The sequence below is a fragment of the Marivirga arenosa genome (genome assembly GCF_030503895.2).
Taxonomy (GTDB): domain Bacteria; phylum Bacteroidota; class Bacteroidia; order Cytophagales; family Cyclobacteriaceae; genus Marivirga; species Marivirga arenosa.
In genome coordinates this window covers 535,266-555,000 of sequence record NZ_CP129970.2, presented here as the reverse complement: position 1 = coordinate 555,000, position 19,735 = coordinate 535,266, and the positions used below count along the sequence as shown (strand labels likewise).

At 35.3% G+C, this 19,735-nt stretch carries 11 protein-coding genes and 2 rRNA genes (1 of these 13 running past the window's edge); 9 read left to right on the top strand and 4 right to left on the bottom strand.

Going from position 1 to position 19,735, the window contains the following annotated elements:
* Both QYS48_RS02350 and rrf read left to right on the top strand, forming a co-directional pair.
* Positions 1-902 (top strand): 23S ribosomal RNA (locus QYS48_RS02350) (it extends 1,982 nt beyond the left edge of the window).
* Between the two features lie 138 nt (positions 903-1,040).
* A 5S ribosomal RNA gene (gene rrf / locus QYS48_RS02345) occupies positions 1,041-1,152 on the top strand.
* A 97-nt stretch (positions 1,153-1,249) separates the two neighbouring features.
* Here the strand turns inward: rrf and dnaE are convergent.
* Positions 1,250-4,225, bottom strand: a complete 2,976-nt coding sequence (gene dnaE, locus QYS48_RS02340) for a DNA polymerase III subunit alpha (RefSeq protein ID WP_308357366.1) — start codon at positions 4,223-4,225, stop codon at positions 1,250-1,252.
* Positions 4,226-4,348: 123 nt separating this feature from the next.
* Between dnaE and QYS48_RS02335 the strand changes: the two genes are divergently transcribed.
* The 4 genes from QYS48_RS02335 (at position 4,349) to QYS48_RS02320 (ending at position 12,289) form a co-directional block, all read left to right on the top strand.
* The gene (locus tag QYS48_RS02335) at positions 4,349-6,142 is read left to right on the top strand and encodes an SLC13 family permease (protein ID WP_308357365.1); all 1,794 of its coding nucleotides are present in this window, start codon (positions 4,349-4,351) and stop codon (positions 6,140-6,142) included.
* Between the two features lie 420 nt (positions 6,143-6,562).
* Positions 6,563-8,242 carry a hypothetical protein gene (locus QYS48_RS02330; RefSeq protein WP_308357364.1) on the top strand — a complete coding sequence of 560 codons (1,680 nt, stop codon included), beginning with the start codon at positions 6,563-6,565 and terminating at the stop codon, positions 8,240-8,242.
* 2,367 nt (positions 8,243-10,609) lie between these two features.
* Positions 10,610-11,071, top strand: a complete 462-nt coding sequence (locus tag QYS48_RS02325) for a hypothetical protein (RefSeq protein ID WP_302103891.1) — start codon at positions 10,610-10,612, stop codon at positions 11,069-11,071.
* 111 nt (positions 11,072-11,182) lie between these two features.
* The gene (locus QYS48_RS02320; RefSeq protein WP_308357363.1) at positions 11,183-12,289 is read left to right on the top strand and encodes a hypothetical protein; all 1,107 of its coding nucleotides are present in this window, start codon (positions 11,183-11,185) and stop codon (positions 12,287-12,289) included.
* 22 nt (positions 12,290-12,311) lie between these two features.
* Here QYS48_RS02320 and dinB read toward each other — a convergent pair whose 3' ends face one another.
* On the bottom strand, positions 12,312-13,505 hold the full coding sequence (gene dinB / locus QYS48_RS02315) for a DNA polymerase IV (RefSeq protein ID WP_308357362.1): 1,194 nt from the start codon (positions 13,503-13,505) through the stop codon (positions 12,312-12,314).
* Between the two features lie 123 nt (positions 13,506-13,628).
* On the opposite strand from dinB, the gene QYS48_RS02310 reads away from it, so the two are divergent.
* Positions 13,629-13,895 carry a hypothetical protein gene (locus QYS48_RS02310; RefSeq protein ID WP_302103894.1) on the top strand — a complete coding sequence of 89 codons (267 nt, stop codon included), beginning with the start codon at positions 13,629-13,631 and terminating at the stop codon, positions 13,893-13,895.
* Positions 13,896-14,001: 106 nt separating this feature from the next.
* On the top strand, positions 14,002-14,772 hold the full coding sequence (locus QYS48_RS02305) for a LexA family transcriptional regulator (RefSeq protein WP_308357361.1): 771 nt from the start codon (positions 14,002-14,004) through the stop codon (positions 14,770-14,772).
* 75 nt (positions 14,773-14,847) lie between these two features.
* On the opposite strand, the gene QYS48_RS02300 is transcribed toward QYS48_RS02305, so the two are convergent.
* Both QYS48_RS02300 and QYS48_RS02295 read right to left on the bottom strand, forming a co-directional pair.
* Positions 14,848-17,880, bottom strand: coding sequence for an efflux RND transporter permease subunit (locus QYS48_RS02300; protein ID WP_308357360.1), 3,033 nt, complete (start codon positions 17,878-17,880; stop codon positions 14,848-14,850).
* Complete coding sequence (locus QYS48_RS02295; RefSeq protein WP_308357359.1) at positions 17,880-18,941, bottom strand: efflux RND transporter periplasmic adaptor subunit; 1,062 nt, start codon at positions 18,939-18,941, stop codon at positions 17,880-17,882. Before QYS48_RS02295 ends, QYS48_RS02300 begins: the two co-directional genes overlap by 1 nt.
* A gap of 595 nt (positions 18,942-19,536) precedes the next feature.
* Between QYS48_RS02295 and QYS48_RS02290 the strand changes: the two genes are divergently transcribed.
* The gene (locus QYS48_RS02290; protein WP_302103902.1) at positions 19,537-19,710 is read left to right on the top strand and encodes a hypothetical protein; all 174 of its coding nucleotides are present in this window, start codon (positions 19,537-19,539) and stop codon (positions 19,708-19,710) included.
* The last annotated feature ends 25 nt before the right edge of the window (positions 19,711-19,735 follow it).

The following is a 19,735-nucleotide window of genomic DNA, read 5'->3' as shown; positions in this document are numbered from 1 at the left end:
TGTAACGATCTGGGCACTGTCTCGGCCACGAGCTCGGTGAAATTGTAGTAGCGGTGAAGATGCCGCTTACCCGCAACGGGACGAAAAGACCCCATGAACCTTTACTATAGCTTCACATTGACATTGGGTAAAATATGTGTAGGATAGGTGGGAGACTTCGAAGCTGTGTCGCCAGGCATGGTGGAGTCGTTGTTGAAATACCACCCTTATTTTATCTGATGCCTAATCCCGCGTAGCGGGAGACATTGTGTGGTGGGTAGTTTGACTGGGGTGGTCGCCTCCAAAAGAGTAACGGAGGCTTTCAAAGGTTCCCTCAGCACGCTTGGTAACCGTGCGCAGAGCGCAATAGCATAAGGGAGCTTGACTGTGAGACCTACAAGTCGATCAGGGTCGAAAGACGGATATAGTGATCCGGTGGTTCCGCATGGAAGGGCCATCGCTCAAAGGATAAAAGGTACTCTGGGGATAACAGGCTGATCTCCCCCAAGAGCTCACATCGACGGGGAGGTTTGGCACCTCGATGTCGGCTCGTCACATCCTGGGGCTGGAGAAGGTCCCAAGGGTTGGGCTGTTCGCCCATTAAAGTGGCACGCGAGCTGGGTTCAGAACGTCGTGAGACAGTTCGGTCTCTATCTGTTGTGGGCGCTAGAAGTTTGAGAGGACCTGATCTTAGTACGAGAGGACCGGATTGGACAAACCGCTGGTGTACCAGTTGTGCCGCCAGGTGCATTGCTGGGTAGCTATGTTTGGAAGAGATAAGCGCTGAAAGCATCTAAGCGCGAAACTCGCCTCAAGATGAGACTTCTTTAAAGGAACCCTATAGATGATGGGGTTGATAGGCTGCAGGTGTAAAGGCAGTAATGTCATAGCCGAGCAGTACTAATTATCCGTAGCTTTCCGTTCAACAGTCTTATGTTTACTTTAGTGCTCTTTCACTAAAACATGTTAACTATTCTTCAAAAGAGAGGAATACTAAAGAAATTACTGATACTACCGTCCCGATTAGTCGGGATAAATGATCATAAACTTACCAAAGAGTTTATGGTGACTATAGCGGTGGGGTACACCTCTTCCCATTCCGAACAGAGAAGTTAAGCCCACCAGCGCTGATGGTACTGCCGTAAAAGGTGGGAGAGTAAGTCGTTGCCAACTTTTATTATAAGCCTGATAGCTTGAAAACTATCAGGCTTTTTTTATGCCTGTACTTTTCAGGATTATCTTTTTTTGATATAATTCAGCCATACAAATCTCATGACATCATAGGTTGGGGTTGTGAATAGGCAGGGTTTAACCAACCTTGTTTTTGCATATAACTTACTTCTAGCATGGGATAGTTAAAGTCTAACACAATCTTACCATATAAACTATAAAAACCCTTCCCCTTAAAGGGATACTTGGTTGCAACTTCTGGGAAATGTACCGTGTCAAATACATTCTCATTTTTATCATGAAAGGTTGCGAAATACATAGGTTCTCCGTTTTTAGTACTTGTTTTTTTTATTGTTATTAAATAGCCAATCATATGAACATTTTTATGAATCTTCATTTTTAATTCATTTGCATAAGTGTTAGCTGTTTTGTTACTGTTGATTAATATATATGGATTAGAAATAGGATATCCTAAAATCAATAATTCATTAAATGCCTTTTCTAGTGGATTAGTATTCATTTCAGGTAGTTTAAATTCAATGGGCTTTTCAGAAGCAAAAAGATCTGTATTATAAGTTTCTTTCTTTTTATGATATAAGGAGTAGGCCTTCCATAATAAATGCTTTTGAGGTTTATTAAAGATGTTAAAGGTTCCAATTTTTATTAGAGCAAACAGCTGTTCTTTTTTAATAGGTATTCTTCTTTTGAAATCTTCCATACTTTTAAAGTTGCCATTAACATTTCTTTCAAGGGATATATTTTCAGCAACTTTTTTCTCTAAATCTTTAATATGAATAAAACCTAGATAGATTTTTTTGCCTTCGATTCTAGTTAAGTAATTGCTTTTATTTATACATGGATTGATGATTTCAGCTCCTGCTTTTCTTGCTTCATGTATATAGAATTCTGTTTTATAAAATCCGCCAAAGTTATTAATAACCCCAACCATAAACTCAATCGGAAAATGCGCTTTTAGAAAGAGACTTTCATAACTTTCCACCGCAAAGCTAGCAGAATGACCTTTTGCAAATGAGAAGCCTGAGAAACTTGATATTTCATACCAAACTCTTTGGATTACTTTTTCATCATACCCTTTTTCACGACAATTCTTAAAATATTGCTTTTCTACTCTTTCAAACTCTTTTCGGGATCTATATTTTCCAGACATACCCCTCCGCAGAATATCTGCTTCACTTAAACTTAATCCTCCAAAATGGTGGGCTACCCGTATTACATCTTCCTGGTATACCATCACTCCATAAGTCTCCTTCATTAGCTCATCCATTATAGGATGTATAGACTCGTAATTGCCATTGCTATGGTGACGTTCAATATAGGTTCTCATCATCCCTGATTGAGCGACTCCTGGCCTTATAATTGAGCTCGCTGCCACTAAAGTGATGTAATCCTCGCATTCTAGTTTAGCTAATAGCATTCTCATCGCAGGAGATTCTACATAAAAACAACCCATTGTTTCACCATTTCTTATTAGGTTCTTAATTGCTGGGTCCTTTTCAAGTATTTTGGTATGAATTTTTCGAGGGTCTACCTTTTTACCTTGATTTTCTTCAACAATTTTAATGGTGTCTTGTATATGTCCTAAGCCTCTCTGACTCAAAATATCAAATTTATAAATACCGATATCTTCAGCACTGTACATATCAAAATGAGATACAGGAAATCCTTTAGGTGGCATTTCTGTTGCGGTATATGTATAGATTGGTTTCTCTGTGATAAGCAGTCCACCTGCATGGATTGATATATTAGCAGGGAATTCTTTCGCTACCATATGCTGAGTATAATGCATGATTTTCTGCATGTATGGATCCTTTCTTCCGTAAGAAGGATTGTCAGCTAGTTTATCAATTTCACTTTTGGGTAAACCAAAAACTTTAGCTAACTCTCGTAGCATCATTCTGTATTTCATGGTAGTATGAGTGCCTAATAAGCTGGTGTGATGAGAATTATGCTTTTCAAACATATATTGAATCACTTCATCTCTATGTTGCCACGAAAAATCTATATCAAAATCAGGAGGAGAGGTACGTGATGGATTAAGAAATCTTTCAAAGTATAGATCTAAATCAATGGGATCTACATTGGTAATACCTAAACAATAAGCAATCATACTATTAGCGCCACTGCCACGCCCAACATGGGGGAAACCTTTTCGCTGAGCAAATTGAATCATATCATAGGTGATAAGGTAGTAGGCTGTAAAATCTTTTTGGCGGATAATTTCCATTTCCCTTTCAAAGCGCTCTGTTAAAACAGCATTTTGTTTACCATATCTATTTTTAAAACCTTTTCGTGCTTCTGATTCAAAGTAATGCCAGTCTTCAATTGCAGAACCTAGTAATGATCGCTTGTTCTTAGATTGATGAAATTCAATTTCAAACTGGCATTCTTCTAAAAGCTGATTGGCCTGAGTAAGCATGAATTCAAATCCATGGTATTGTTGTTTTAAAACATGCTGGGGCTTCATGAATTCATCTGTATTAGCCTGTAACTCTTTATCTAGCCTACTTAATAACTGGTTTTGCTGAATAGCACGCAGTAAACGATGCATATTGTAGCCTGTTTTGTTTTTAAAGGTTACCGGATTCAATGCTAATAATTTCTCTTTCGGGAATAGCCGATGTTTATATCTTAATCGATTCAGATCTGTCGTTTTTACTCCAATAAATTCATTGGTCCTAAGGCTTTCAGGAGCTAAATTCATAGGATATATTACTGCAACATTATCAGTAAATCTTGGTCTACTTTGAATAGGTAAATCATTACGGTTATAGTAAGATAAAAAAGCATTGAGTTCTTCGAAACCATGATTATTTCTAGCGATTCCGATATAGATTAATTTACCCTGCCGATGGAATTCAATTCCAGGAACTACTTTCAAAAAATAGTCAGGAAATTCATTTTTAAGATATCGGAAAACCTCTATATAAGAAGCTGTACTGTGTATATCCGTTAGTGCAATAGTATGAATATCATTTTCAATACATTCAAATAATAGCTCTTTCGGGGAGAGCGTGCCGTATTTGAAACTAAAGTGTGTATGACAATTAATATACATGACTAATATTTTTAGTAAAATTACTAAAAATATTAGTTTTTAGTCAACTAAAATTAGCTATATCTAAAATAGATTTTTAATTTAATGTTGCATGGTGAACTGTAGACTGATATATTACCCTTAATGGAATTATCTTCAATTATCACCATTTTAGTTATAGTATCAGCCGTAGTACTATTTGCTACAGAAGCTGTACGCGTTGATTTAGTAGCTATAGGAGTTATGGTGCTTTGGATAGTATTTGGCATTTTAAGCCCTGAAGAAAGTTTTAGAGGCTTTGCGAATAGCGCTACACTTACTGTAACTGCCATGTTTATTTTGAGTAGTGCTCTTATCAGGGCGGGTGTTATAAAGTTATTGGCTCCCTTGACTACGCGCTTATTCAATAAATCCTATAGAGGGGCTATTTTAGGAATGAGCACATGGGTAGGGGTATTGTCAGCTTTTATCAATAATACTCCAGTGGTTGCAACTTTTATTCCTATCGTATCAAAGGCAGCAAGAAGGCTAGATTTACATCCCACTAAATTTCTTATCCCACTTTCTTATGGAGCTATTTTAGGTGGTACTTGTACATTAATAGGAACCTCTACTAATCTGTTAGTGGCAGGAATTGCTCAGGATAAAGGTGTAAATGAAATAGGGTTATTTACGATGACTCCCATCGGACTTGTTTTTTTAGCAGTGGGCTTACTGTATTTAATGTTTACTGGAAAGCATTTATTGCCAAAAGAATCCAAATCTGAGCCTTTACAGGATGAAAGTCAGATAAAAACTTTCCTGACAGAAATAAAAATTCAAGACTTACCAGATGATAAACAAGAGGTAAGTATAGAAGAATTATTTAAAGAGAAGGACTTAAGTTTTGAGGTAGAGGAATTGAATAGAGGAGATGAGATTGTTGAAAAACCAGAGATGAGCAAAGTCCTTCAGCCAGATGATATCATGCTCATAAAAGGAGAATTAGAAAAGGTGAAGCAAATAGTGGCGGATCAACATTTATCTATCGTAAAATCGATAACGGATAAGAATTTCCCTAATGAAGAAACCAAAGTGGTAGAAGTAATTGTGATGCCAGGATCGCAGTTGGTAGATAAAAAGCTGGGGAATGTTAGTTTTCTTAAAAATTATCATTCTCACTTGCTGGCTATTAGGCACAGAGGTAAGCGTAAGTTTACAGATATGGAGAATATCCGGTTAAAGATTGGGGATATTTTACTTTTACAAACTAGTAATAGGGGATATGAGCTTTTACAGAAAGCAGAAAGTAATCCTAACGCACCTTTTTTATCAATCCGTGAAAGTGAATTGGATATACCGGATAAAAGAAAGTTGTACATATCAGGTGGAATTCTAGCTCTAGTGATTTTAGCAGCAACTTTTAATATTGTTCCTATTGTTGCTTCTGCCTGGGCGGGTGTGTTTTTGTTAGGTTTGTTTCGGGTGATTAGTATGACTGATGCTTATCGATCTATCGATTGGCAGGTGATTTTTCTATTATCAGGCTCATTAAGTTTTGGAGCAGCTATGGACAAAAGCGGATTGAATGATTGGCTTGTATCGAATTTAACCTCTTTTACAGAAAGCCAAATAGCTCCTTTTCTTATTATAGCAATGGTGTATCTGTTGACTATGGTTTTTACTGAAATCATGTCAAATAATGCAGCAGCGGCTTTAATGGCACCACTTTCAATGGCTATAGCTCAAGCTTTAGGATTTAATTCACTACCCTTTTTAATTGCAGTTATGATGGCGGGTAGCGCCAGCTTTATGACTCCTATTGGCTACCAAACCAATACAATGGTTTACAGTGCTGGTAATTATCAATTCAAAGATTTCTTTAAGATAGGGGCACCGCTTGGGTTCATGTTTTGGATTATTGCATCATTGCTTATTCCAGTTTTTTATTCTTTTTAAATGTGATTTATGATTTATTTAATCAGCTATTAAAAATGTAAGTGTTTAGTATTAGTATCTAAATAGCTATAAATTATTTAAATATTGCACTTTCCAATGTCGTAACACTAACTTAAATTTCTAATGTAATTTAATTTGTATTTACGTTTTTTTTTTTGATTTACGTCAGCAATCCAACGGTACTATTGAGTTTTTAATCAAAGATTCCATGTGATAGGTAAAAAATTTAACCTACACATGAAAAGTGGTATGGATGACCTGTTGATAGTGCTAGCTAACGCAGATTTTAACCAAAACCTACAAATTGAAAATATTGACTTGAATTCACCTAGTGTTTTCATTTCGAATTAGTTTTCATTTTTTAGTGGTGTTGGAGGATTGTGTGAAATCTATTGTAAAGAAGAATTATTAAAAAAGAAAATGAAAAACTTAAAACTATTAAGCTTACTATTATCGCTGATCTTACTTACGCTACTCTTTTCCTGCGATAAAGTTGAGTTAGATGAAATTACTAAAGAGGATCCACAAAAAGTTCAGAAAATTGATTTGAATAGTGATGCGAACCTAAAACAGCTAGTATCTAATTTAAAAGGATCGAATTCAAATTTGAGGGCTGTAAATTCCAACTGGGATAATTTGGATACAGAGAATATTGTAGGGTATATGAAGGAAAATGGTTTGTACAACTATAGTATTCCCATTAAAAGTGCTGATGAAAATTTTATTGAGTATTTGAAGATTGCCAATAGAGGAGAGCAGTATTTTGGATATATATTACAATACGCACCTTCAAATGCTGAATATGTAAAAGGATTTGATAATTATACTGGCTTGGTAAGAATGTATGATTTAAATGGCCAGCTTTTATCAACAGAATATATTCAAGAAGGTATTCAACAGGAAAATATTCCAGATTCATTAGTAGCAAATCAAAGAATGACTGAGGTTGAAAATTGCCGTTATGTTATGATTGATGTTGTATATGATGATAATTCTATAGGTCCAGGAGGTACTACAACAGAAATGGTTATTCTTTGTGATCCTGTAGCTGGGGGAGGTAACGGAGGGGATGACGGTGGAACAAGTAGTGGCGGTGACTGGGGAACTCCAATAGATGGAGCTCCAATTCCGACAGGTGGAGATGGAGGAATAAGTGGAGGTTCATCAACTGGAGGAAATGGTCTTGGTGATCCTTTTGGGTTTACAGATTCTCCAACAACAGAGGAAGAAATCACAACATATCTAAATTACTATTTACAAAATAATCAAGATGCCATAATTGATTTGCCTTGTGAACAGATACAACAATGGTCAAATGTTTCTAGCTTTAAGCCAGGTAATACTGTAATGCAGAAAATTGAATCCTTGGCAGATCAATATGCTGGTGTTGAGGCTTTATTTAGAGGAAATTTTAGTATTCAAAATATTGAAAATGCTTCTGGAAAGACTGTAAATATGGATTACTTTTCAGTTGATGTAACCTTACCGGCTGGCATGACACCACAAAATTTGTTATCTCATATCAGGCAGAATATTAATGATTTTATTGATACTGACCTGTCTGAATTCACCCCCTTTAACTTATCAGATGAGGGGCAAGATATAGGGTATAATATTCAGGAAGATGATCTTTGGAATTCTAATACCCCTAAAGGAACAGTAATTCATATAGAAATTCCAGGAGCTGCAGGTGATGGCTCTGTGATTTGTAGTTATAGCAATAGTCATAGATGGAGATTTACCACTATTTCTGCTCCATTGGATTGGACCCACCCCGTTAGCGGTACAAGAGAATTCGGATATAAAGACAATTATGACGGTACGTATACTTTCTATACGAGAGGTGTCGATAGAATTAACAACTGGATTGATAGTCAGTTTGTTGAGAGGTTTAAAGAAAATCCTTTTGAAGATCCAGATAAGCTTTGGCAAAGCTTCCAAAATGGGATCAAAAATTATGTAGTCGGTCAAGGTGGTTCTGCCGATTTTGATAATACTGGGAATAATAAAAACAAGATTACTGGTCGACCTGATTGGAATCAGATAAGTGATGTTTTGCAAGGTAACCTACCCGTTGAGTCATTAGATCATTGTAATTAATATCAACTAAAGGTTCGAAATATGAGAAATTATATAAAAACATTAGGTTCAAATTTAATACTAATGTTTTTGGTGACATTTATATCTGGTTACTCAGTACTTTTACTTCAAAGAGTAGGACTTCCATACATATATTTTGATAGTGAATCGGAGATTGAAAACTTTTATTCAATTATTATTTTAAATACTATTTACTTGGGGTGGTCGTATTTCTTAGTAATAGTTTTATACAGAAGGATGATAAAAAATAAGACTTTTTATTTTGTTAGAAGAATTATAATTGCGACATCTCTATTTTTGGTATGGCTTTCTATTTATTGGTGGATACATAAGGAGTGGGACAGCGTATTGACTTATGGTGTAAGTTATATTCCTTGTATATTTTTGTTATCGTACTTAAAAAAATAATTTGATAAACAACAAGGACAGGTAAAAAAGTGAAAACCAGCTAATGTATGACTATCTTAAAGAAGTAGGTTTGTAAAATAAGTCATGTTTCCTATAAGTTTAACTTTTTTACTGAAAGGCTTTATAAAATTGATATTTATTTTATTGATTCTTTCGTGCCAAAAAAGCAATCGTAAATATACTACTGTTGAGTCCTTAAAGTGATTGTTATTAAATCATGATTAAACTAATTCAATTTTCCACAAGTATTATTTTTATTTGTGTTACAAATGTAGTGTTTCTTTTCTATATAGTTCCTGAGAGCCATAAAAGAGGTAATTATGAATTCTTTGATAATGTTTTTGCACTATTTGTATATTACTTATTTAATGCATGGTGGGCTTATTTGATTGTGGTGGTACTATACTTTTCTTTTTTAAAAAAGTATTCTATTAAAGTAGGGCTTCTGGTTATGTTAGTCCTAAGTGTAATTATAACTTATTTAAAATCTATGGCTGATGGATCTTATTCTATTGATTTGTTTACTAGATATATGTTAAGTTTTTTGTTAACAGGGTTATTTCTGGTTTTTCTTGATACTTTTCTAATAAAAAAGAAGTGAAATGGCGTATTCAAGTTTTGTTAAAAGGAATCCCAAAATATGCTCCTATATTAAGCAATTAGCTTAATAGGCAATGCCGATTTTGATAATAGTGGTAATAATAAAAATAAAATCATTGGAAGGCCTGACTGGGATACTATTAAGAACGTATTAGAAGGTAGGCAGCCAGTTGAATCATTAGACCATTGTAATTAGATGAAATTAATATTAAAATTTGGAGTGCAAATTATAGGTATCATTCTATTGACAGGTATAACCGTAGTTCTAGGCCAAGAAATGGGTTTGCCTAAGATTTACTATGGCCAGGGGACTCTACTTGAAAAGCTATATATTATTTCGATTTATAATACAGCTTACCTAGGGCTAGTTTACTTGATTATAGTTTGGCTTAGTTATTTTATTTTTATACGAAATGGGTACAAAAAGATTACTGTTTTTGTAATTCCTTTTTTTTTATTTCTAGGGTTTTTTCTCGTTTTTGACTTTTTCTATAGGGAGACGGAATTTATAATTACGGGTGGTTTGGCATGCCTGATGGCATCAATATATCTATCATTGACAAGCAGATTTTTTTTAGAAAATAATCTGGGTAGTCGTTAGATTACATAGTTATACCATGATTAGAATTAGAAATTTGTTTAGGTTTTTAATATCGAAAACACACCTATTTTTTACGATGCAGCATAAAGGTACTCGCGGTCATAATATAATGCAGAATTGCCAGTAATTATATATTTGTAATTGGTTTTTAGGAAATTTGACTATTATATACTGCTCACGAGAATTAATATGAAAACATTAGGATTAAATTTAGTACTAATGTTTTTTATCACATTTATATCTGGTTACTCTGTTCTTTTACTTCAAAGAGTAGGACTTCCCTACATATATTTTGATAGAGACTCGGAGCTTGAAAATTTTTATTCAATAATTATTTTAAATACTATTTACTTAGGGTGGTCGTATTTCTTAGTAATAGCTATACATAGAAGCATAATAAAAAATAAAGGTTTGAAATTTCTAAAAAGATTTGCAATAGCAACATCCCTATTTTTGGTATGGCTTTTTATTTATTGGTGGATACATAAGGAGTGGGACAGCGTATTGACTTATGGTGTTAGCTATATTCCTTGTATTATTTTTTTGTCATTTATTAGAAAGTAAAAACAGTGATATACCATTAGTAAAATATTTGATATTCATTTAAAAACAGGACACTTTTTTCGCTGTAATTGTATGTAAAGGAGTGTCTATCAATTTTTCAGGTGCCATAGAAAATTATGAAAAGTATATTGTTTATATTATTAACACTCTCCTAAAATTATTTATCATTTAGCCAATCAACATACGAAACAGATTTGTATAATTGTATTAAGGATAATCTCACAGAGAATGGTTATGACATTGAAGAAGGTATGCAATTATTTGAAAAGCAATTAAAAGAGATTGGTTATTTATCAGATTCTACTAACCTTTATCTTCTCTTTAAGAAGCAAGCCAAATGTGAGAGTCCATTAATGATTAATAATTATGTAGCAGACATGGATGTTAGAGTAAATAATTTTTTTGAAGTTCGAAATTCTTGTTATTCAAAAAAAGAACTAATAAAAAAGTCATCTAAATATTTGAAAGTCATTCAAAAGTTAAAATCCAATCGTGATGGAATTAAAAATCCTTGGACTTTATGGGAAACAATTCATTCGGTAATTGATGAGGATGATTATTCACATCCTTTTTATAGAATGAATGCTTTAGTAACCTTGCATAGCTGGTCATTAGACAAATATAATGAGTACGGCTTCGATGATAGTTGTTTTTGAAATTGTCATTAATCCCATATACTTGACTTGTTCTTGCTATTAAAATACGTTTTATAACGGAGAAATTAATTTTAATTTACCTCCCGTTACCATGTTTAAAGTTTTTGACTTATGAGAATTTTGTTTTTCCTGATATTTTCTTTGCATTCAGTTTTGGGTCAAGATCCTAGCGACACTGATTCACTAGTTAATGCAATTGACGAAGTGACTTTTACAGTTGGAGATGACGGTATAAACAGATACGGGACTCCAAGAGATATTGTGTCCTCAGAGTTTATAGGTGGAACCGCTCACATGATTAAATATCTCTATGCCAAAATGGATTTAGTAGCCGATTCTGCTCAATCTAATGTTTATGTTAGCTTTACAATAAATGAGTGTGGTAAACCTTATAACATTGAGATAGTAAAGAATCAAGCTGGACCCTCAGTAAGAGACCAAGCGGAAAAGATTATAGCAGCATTAAACTTTCATCCTGGCTACAATGTGGCGACCAATTCCTTTAGGGAAAGTCAAAGGGTTATACCACTTGATTTTAATAATGATTCAATCAGGAAATATGAAAATTACTTAGTCACCGAAGCAGGTGAACTGAGCCGAAATTATGCGGATAATTTTTACACTGGGAGCCTAACTGCTAAGGAAAGGATTCTATATCAAAAAGCGCTAGAAAAAGCACTGTCTATATCCAATAATTGGTTTGTTTTTAGACAAATACTAGATGATAGATTACCTCCTGCGGTCTTTGTTCAAGATCATAATATAAAGAGAATTGAATATGAGCCCGAAATCAATGCTTTACGCTTATCGGAAATAAACTTTTCCAATTTGACGCTGCAATTTTTTCATATATTTCAAGATTATCTTTTTTCTACCGAACAGATTATTGAAAATAAAAGTGAAGGCTACGCTAATCTGCTATTTGAAAGTAAACTTTATCATGATGTCATCATATATTATCATTCTCAGTTTAGCAAAGATATCAATGATCCAATGTTGGGCGTTGATGATGCCTATATTAGTTTTTTAAATAAAATAACAGATAACAAAAAGGTGATTTTCGATCGTCATTATAAAGAGGAATTTGCAAACGAATATTTCCTTCAAATGGCAAATTATGTTAATTCTCGAAAGGACTTAACTTTGGAGATGATAGATAGAAGCATGGCTCCAAGAGCTTTTAATATAGCTATACTTAGTTCATCAGGAATGCATTAGGATTTGGTGAATTGTGAATCAATCAAACCCCAAACCAATTCTCATCCCGTCTCAATCTTTTATCAAGACCTACAGTATTTCCCCTTACGATGCTTTCAAGCCCATGCTTATGGCGAATTTTATCAAGGGCTTGATAGAGTTGGATATACTCTTCAGTATCATCAAAAAGGTTGATTTGATAGTTACCATGTACTAATCCGCTGAGGCGAACCCCAATTAATCTAATCATCATTCTGCGGGTATATAATTGATCAAATAGTTCTTTACCAAACCGAATTAATGATTTATCGCTGGCAGTATAACTTATTCTTTTCTGTTTGCTTTCCGTATCGAAATTACTGTATCGAATTTTGATAGAGATAATGGAAGTCAGGCGGTTCTGGTCACGGAGTTTATGTGCTAACTTCTCAATCATCGCTACCAGTATGGCTTTCATTTGTTTTACGTCCATACTATCATCATGAAAAGTACTTTCAGTAGAGATCGATTTTTGTTCGGTATAGGGCGTAATAGGGGTATTGTCAATGCCTTGCGCTCTCTGCCACATCAAAATACCATTTTTACCGAAGGTATGTTCCATTAATTGTCTAGGAATTTGGCGGAGTGTTTCTACTCTTTTTACTCCCATAGATCGTAAAAGCTCCGAAGTTTTTTTTCCGATCATCGGGATTTTATGAACAGGCATAGGATCTAAAAACTCTATTTCTGTACCAGGTAGTATTTGTTTAGTATTATTAGGTTTGGCTTCTCCTGTGGCTACCTTCGATACCATTTTATTTTGAGATAATCCCATACTTATAGGAAGACCACTTTCTTTAATAATTTTCTTCCTTAGTTCTTTTCCCCATTGGTAGCACCCGAAATATTTATCCATTCCACTTACATCCAAATAGAATTCATCTACAGAAGCTTTTTCAAAAATGGGAGATTCACTTTTTATAATCTCTGTTATCATTTTAGAGTAATAACTGTAATTCTGCATATCTCCTGGAATTACGATTGCTTCAGGGCAAAGCTGTAGGGCTGATTTCATGGGCATGGCAGAATGCACCCCATGTACTCTGGTTTCATAACTACAAGCCGCTACCACACCTCTATGGCCACCTCCCACTATAACAGGCCTACCATTTAAACTTGAGTCCAATAGTCGTTCTACAGACACAAAGAAGGTATCCATATCTAAATGAATGATAGATCTTATAGTATTTTCTTTCATAAAACTAAAATAATTAGCTTTTATTTGGCTTTTACTCTATTTAATACTAAATTTATTATCAAAATTACTAAAATAAATAGTAATTAGAGTTAAAAAGTTCAGAGCTTTTAAAAAAATAAGTTTATGGATGTAAAAATTAAGCTATCGAGTAAGCGACTTAATTCTGGAAGATGTCAGGTTCATTTTCACGTAAAGGCGAAAGCTGGTGAGAGTAGTTGGTATGGTTATACCTTAGCTGATCCACATGATACTTTAAGTGAAGTGGTAGATAGGATTAGGGGTAGATTTAGCAGTGCAGAAGATAAAATTTCTTTACATCAAAAAGTATTATATCATTTGAATGATGCTTATCGTGAGCATGATAATTTGATGATTTTTAAAGCTTCTTAAATTACGAAACGAAATAATATAGAAATAAGTAGAAATACAGTCTTGAATCTTGTTATTTTACCTTTTACTAGATGCTTGATAAAACTACTTGTTACTAGATAAAAAAATGAGCTTGATTAATAATAACATAAAATATCTTCGGAAGGAAAAAGGTTGGACGCAGCAAGAATTAGCAGATGAACTAGGGGTGAAACGGCCTCAAATAGGATCTTATGAAGAGGGTAGGGCTGATCCAAGAATTCAGACTTTAATGAAGTTATCAGATTTATTTAATGTATCAGTTGATGATCTGATAGGGAAAGATTTATCTCGCCCTTTAAGTGTTGCTCGAAAGCCTACGAAGATTTTAGCCATTACAGTAGATAGTCAAGAGCGGGAAAATATTGAATTAGTGCCTCAGAAAGCTTCAGCAGGTTATACTAATGGCTATGCGGATCCTGAATATCTACAAGAATTACCACGCTTTCAATTACCTAATTTACCTACCAATAGTACTTATCGTGCTTTTGAAATTAGTGGAGACTCTATGCTGCCATTGGAACCAGGTACCATCATTATTGGGGAATATGTTGAAAGTGCTCAAGATATCCGAAATGGCAAAACATATATAATAGTTAGTGAGCAGGAAGGAGTAGTTTACAAGAGAGTTTTTAATTATTCTGATGAAAAGGGAGTACTTTTTATGGTGTCAGATAATACAGTTTACTCACCTTACGAAATTCCTGTTGAAAGTGTAATGGAAATATGGGAAGCTAAAGCTTTTATCAGCACTAAATTTCCAGATGTGAAGCACAATGCAGAACAGTCAATGAGTCTTCGAGAACTTACCAATATTGTATTGGAGATTAAGGATGAGGTAACTAAGCTGAAGAAGTGAATTGAAGTTCGCTATATTTTATAATATGTTCAGGTGATAATTAAATATTTTAATTATTTCTACCTGTGACTTAAATTAATTTTCTTTTTTAAGCTTTATAAACTTGAAATAAATCAAGGGTACGAAATACAAAGCGGTAAATGTGCCTATGGTAAGTCCACCCATCACAGCCAACACAAGAGGTTTTTGAAGTTCAGCACCTAAGCCACCAGATAATAACACTGGACTTAATGCTAAAAGGGTAGTGATGGAGGTCATCAGAATAGGTTTAAGTCTAATTATTCCAGCAGAGAAGATAGCTTCATACATACCTTCTTTATCCTTTTTCTCAAGAGCTTTGACATTTCGATTCATGGTATCTACTTTAAGGATTGCATCATTCACCATAATCCCAAGCATCACCACCATTCCAATTGCTGACATAATATTTATGCTGCTACCGCCTATCCAAAGCACTATTACAGAGCCCATGATACCGAAAGGCAGGGTGAAGATGACGATCAGTGGTTGCCAGAAGCTTTCAAACTGAGCTGACAGAATAAAATAAAGCAATACGACTGAGATCAGAAGGATGAAAGCGAGCTCATTTAGATTTTCTTGATCTGAGAAATAACGACCCGATACTTTCTGAATTAAAGCATTCTTAGTGGCCCATTCATTGATACCCGACAGGAGCTGAGCAGCTTCATTTTCCACATCATCTTCTGTTAGGCTAACAGAGAAGTAAGTGCCGGAAACATCTGCAGTAATTTTCTTCAATCGGGTTCCCCAGTCGTAGCTAACAAAGTTTTTCAGTTCATAAGTTTTTCCTTCTGCATTCTTCACTTTCGCAATTGACAGTAAATCCTCAAAAGCTTTCTGATTTGTTTCCAGCATTACCGGGGTAATGATGGCGAACTGCTTTAGTTCAGATATTTTATAATTTCCCAATACCCTTTGCAGCTGACTGATGATTTGCTCGGGACTTATGCCATATTTCAGGAGCTCTTGCTGTTTAATATTCATAATCATGCTGCTTTCTTCCTGCAGGGAAGGGCCGGGCTCAAAATCCTTTATTGGGAAAGTTTTGAGCTTTTGCTTTACTGCTGCAGGATCCGCTTCTTTGAGATTAGGATCCTGCCACTGAACTCTGAAAAAGGGTTCTTCACTGGCGAAAAGCATATCGAAGGCATTTTTTGCATTCTTTCTCTCAAAGCTTACACGAGGATAAGATCTTTTTAGTCTTTCTTCTAACAAATCTAGTTGGGTCTCCTTGGCCCTTTCTGAGTCAAACTCTAGGTAAATTAAACTCTGCTGTAATTCTGCATTTTCAAGGCTCAGTAAATATTGAGGTATACCCGCATCCGTTTCGCTATATTTAAGTGTTGAATTGACCTCATCGATCAGATTCTGAGCCCTTCTTGCATTTTCAGCTACATCAATGGGTTCATTCCAGTTTATATCCAAAACTGCATCAGTTCGGGTAATGGCAGGCAGACCTTTTTGTTCCAAATTCCAGAAGGCGACTAATCCGATTGGGATAATAAGGACAATGATCAGAAAACTGATCGACTTATTTTTGAAAGTCCAATGGTGCGAACGTTCGAAACCCCTCATTATACTTTTGAAGAATCGACTATCTTCCTTTTTGAAATTAGCTTTATTTTCAAAGAAAAGACGATATAACAGAGGCAGTAATACAAATGACACTCCAAGTGATACGGAAAGAATGATACCTACCGAGACCGCTTGGTCAAAAAAGAGAACTCCGCTGACCCCACTTAAAAATATTAAAGGAACAAAAACCGCCAGGGTAGTCAAAACGGAACTGATAAGAGCCCCTTGAACTTCGCTGACCCCAGCCACACAGGCATCGATCAAACTGAGGCCTTCCATTCTTTTTCTGCTGATATTTTCAAGTACGATAATGGCATTATCAATCAACATACCCAGCCCAAGTGCCAGGCCGCTTAAAGAGATGATGTTGATGCTAAGGCCAAATATTTCAAAAAACAGAAAGGACAAGATAAGAGAAAGCGGTAAACTAATTCCCATAATAACAGGTAAGCGAAAAGAGCCCATGAAGAGAAAGAGCACCACAAAAGCAAAAATACCCCCGAACAATAAACTTCCTTGTAAATTATTAATGCCTGCTTTCAAAAAAACGGATTGATCCTGAGTAATGGAGATATCAAGACTTGGATAATCCCTCTTGAATTGTTCTATCGATTTCTCTATTTCAGGCATGAGTTCCGTCATGACAGCTTGAGGCTGCTTATGAATATTCATTACAATGCCTCGGTTCTGATTAAAAAAGTGAAATCCGAAAACCTTTCCTTCCGCAGTTTTTACGGTAGCTAACTGCTTGATGGGTAGATATTTGTTTTCACTGATCTTAACTGGAATTTCCTGTATGTCTTCTGCATTATTAAGTCTACTTGCCATTCGCATATAATACTGATACTGGCCATCTTTAACTTCTACACCTCCAAGCTCTTGATTGGCTGACTTAATGGCTTCAGAAATAGAGGAGATTTCAATTCCTGCTCTTTCAAGAGCTGCTAAATCAGGGATGATTTTAATTTCTTCATTTACGATCCCATTTAAGTCTACAATTGAGATTCCTTCTATCTGCTCTATTCTTTTTTTAATCACATTTTCAGCCAGACGAGAACTTTCGATCATATTATCTCCATCTTTCGGGATTAGCTGGAGCTTGGCTATGGGGATGTCAGTATAATTTACGCGAATGACACGGGGCCTAGACATATCAGCTGGAAATTGATCTGTCAATCGATCGATCTTTTCATTGACCTCTACAAAAGCCAAATCCATTCTCTGGCCGTAATTAAATCGCAATCGAATCAAACCGTTTTCGCTGGAGGCAGTAGACTGCAGATCGTCTAAACCTTGCATGGTGGCAAGTGACTCTCGCATCGGTTTTAGAATATTGTTTTCGATTGCTTCAGGCGAAGCATTGGCATAATCAATTCGTATGGCCATCTCAGGCATATCAATATCGGGCAGCAAAGAAACAGGTCGGTTAAGCCAGGCTAGAACGCTTAAGCAAATAAGCGCAACAAAGGTCATAATGACCGCAATGGGTCTTTCGATAAAGTATCGCGTCATTATTCTTTGGCGTTTTGAATACTGATAGGAGCATCGTGCGCTAACTGCAGATTATTATTGGTAATGACCAACATACCTTCCTCCAGGCCGTCTGTGATTTCCACCATCTCTCCATTGTCAAATCCAAATTCCACATAATTCCATTTGGCTAAATCCCCCTCAATAGAAAAGACGACTGGTTTTCCCGATCGTAGAACTAAGCTGCTTTTAGGAACCTGCAGTCTGTCGCCTTTTGGTATTCTTACCTCAACTTCAACATTCATTCCAGGCCAGAGAGAGTGCTGGCCTTTTACCAAGATCTGCACCTGCACCAATCCGTTTTCATCTACCTTTGGGTTGACTGTAAATACTTCTCCAGAAAAAGTAGCATTCATTGCAGCATTAGTGATTTCTGCAGGCATTCCTGTCTTGAGATTTAATGCTTCACTTTCGAGAAGGAAAAGCTCCACCATCAAACGATGATTAAATTCTGATAAGAGTTCATCACCGGCCACTACATTTTTCCCGGTAAAGGCTTGTACATCGTAAAGAGTTCCACTGAAGGGAGCGCGTATGATCGTTTTCTCCAAGGCAATTTGAGCTTTCTTGAGTTGAATGCTACTTTCTTGTAAGCCGCTGGCAATTTTAAGTTTCTGATACAGGCTGTCCTCTTCGGGCTTCGCCTGAGCGAGCAATTTAGGAAAACCGATCAGGCTGTTTTCAAATTCCAGCTTATTCTTTTCGTAGTTGTTTTCCGCAGACTGCAACTGCAGCAATGCCTCTCTCTGATCTAAGCGAATCAATTCTTCGCCTGCCGAAACCTTTTGACCAGATTGAATATTTGCTTTTGTAATATTACCATTAGTTTCTGCTAATATCTTTACATCCTTATAAGCCTTTACTTTTCCCGAGCTTTGAATGAGGAGATAAAAGGGGGCTTTCAGGGCAGTATCCATCATGACCATTGTATTGGGGGCAGTATTATTTATACCTTGAAGAGCCGTTTCCTCAGTCGTTTCTTTTTCTTTCTCACATGAGAGTAGGGGAAAGGCAAGTAGCAGAAAGCTTAGTATTCTTGGCATATAGATTTTGGTTTACGCTTAAAACTAGCATATTAGGAGGTTACTTTCAAAAGAAAGATAAAGAGATTGAAAACAAATTGTTTTTAGATTTAAAATATTGCAAATCTAGAGTAGACTTTTTAATGATAAAATTATACTGAGCGTTATAAATATTTCTATGTTTTGGCATTGAGAATGGCCAGGCAAGAATCTTTAACCAAGGGATTAAACTTTTACAAAAATATTATTTTATAGCTTTGAAATATAGGAGTTATGAAGGTTGTTTAATTTTTGAAACTAAGATTGTAATAATTGAAGAATTATATAATGTATCAAATATATTCTTTGTTTTAAAGAATAACCCATGTAATAAATTTTGCATTTACATTTTTTTTTTTGATTTACGACATCAACTCAGTTAAACTATAAAATGTAGTGACTGATTCAAAACAGTACCCGCTAGCAAACGCTGTTTTGACCAAAACCTGCAGAGTGAAGAAATTTGACTTGTACTCACCTTATTAGGCCTTTGGTAGTTCAAGGAAGCTTTATTTTCATGGTTTAGTTAATGCTTTGTTTGATAAATAAACAAGTTTCAAAAATAAAAATCATTAAAATGAAAAATGTTAAGAAAGTATTTGCAGCATTTGTTTTTTCTGCATTTGTATTAAGTAGTTTAAGTGTCTTTGCACAACAAACAATCAAACCAGACCATGAAGATAAAAAGTTTGATGGAAATGATTGTTGTTCTGGATCTGGTAATTGTATTGTTGGTCCAGATTTCTGTTAATTACACTAAATGGGTAGTTTTGTAA

What these genes read in the sequence shown, in the direction of transcription:
- dnaE (WP_308357366.1), bottom strand. Translation starts at nt 4,225, where the DNA reads ATGTATATTAATTGTCATACACACTTTAGTTTCAAATACGGCACGCTC.
- QYS48_RS02305 (WP_308357361.1), top strand. Translation starts at nt 14,002, where the DNA reads ATGAGCTTGATTAATAATAACATAAAATATCTTCGGAAGGAAAAAGGT.
- QYS48_RS02310 (WP_302103894.1), top strand. Translation starts at nt 13,629, where the DNA reads ATGGATGTAAAAATTAAGCTATCGAGTAAGCGACTTAATTCTGGAAGA.
- QYS48_RS02320 (WP_308357363.1), top strand. Translation starts at nt 11,183, where the DNA reads ATGAGAATTTTGTTTTTCCTGATATTTTCTTTGCATTCAGTTTTGGGT.
- QYS48_RS02295 (WP_308357359.1), bottom strand. Translation starts at nt 18,941, where the DNA reads ATGCCAAGAATACTAAGCTTTCTGCTACTTGCCTTTCCCCTACTCTCA.
- QYS48_RS02335 (WP_308357365.1), top strand. Translation starts at nt 4,349, where the DNA reads ATGGAATTATCTTCAATTATCACCATTTTAGTTATAGTATCAGCCGTA.
- QYS48_RS02330 (WP_308357364.1), top strand. Translation starts at nt 6,563, where the DNA reads ATGAAAAACTTAAAACTATTAAGCTTACTATTATCGCTGATCTTACTT.
- QYS48_RS02300 (WP_308357360.1), bottom strand. Translation starts at nt 17,880, where the DNA reads ATGACGCGATACTTTATCGAAAGACCCATTGCGGTCATTATGACCTTT.
- QYS48_RS02290 (WP_302103902.1), top strand. Translation starts at nt 19,537, where the DNA reads ATGAAAAATGTTAAGAAAGTATTTGCAGCATTTGTTTTTTCTGCATTT.
- dinB (WP_308357362.1), bottom strand. Translation starts at nt 13,505, where the DNA reads ATGAAAGAAAATACTATAAGATCTATCATTCATTTAGATATGGATACC.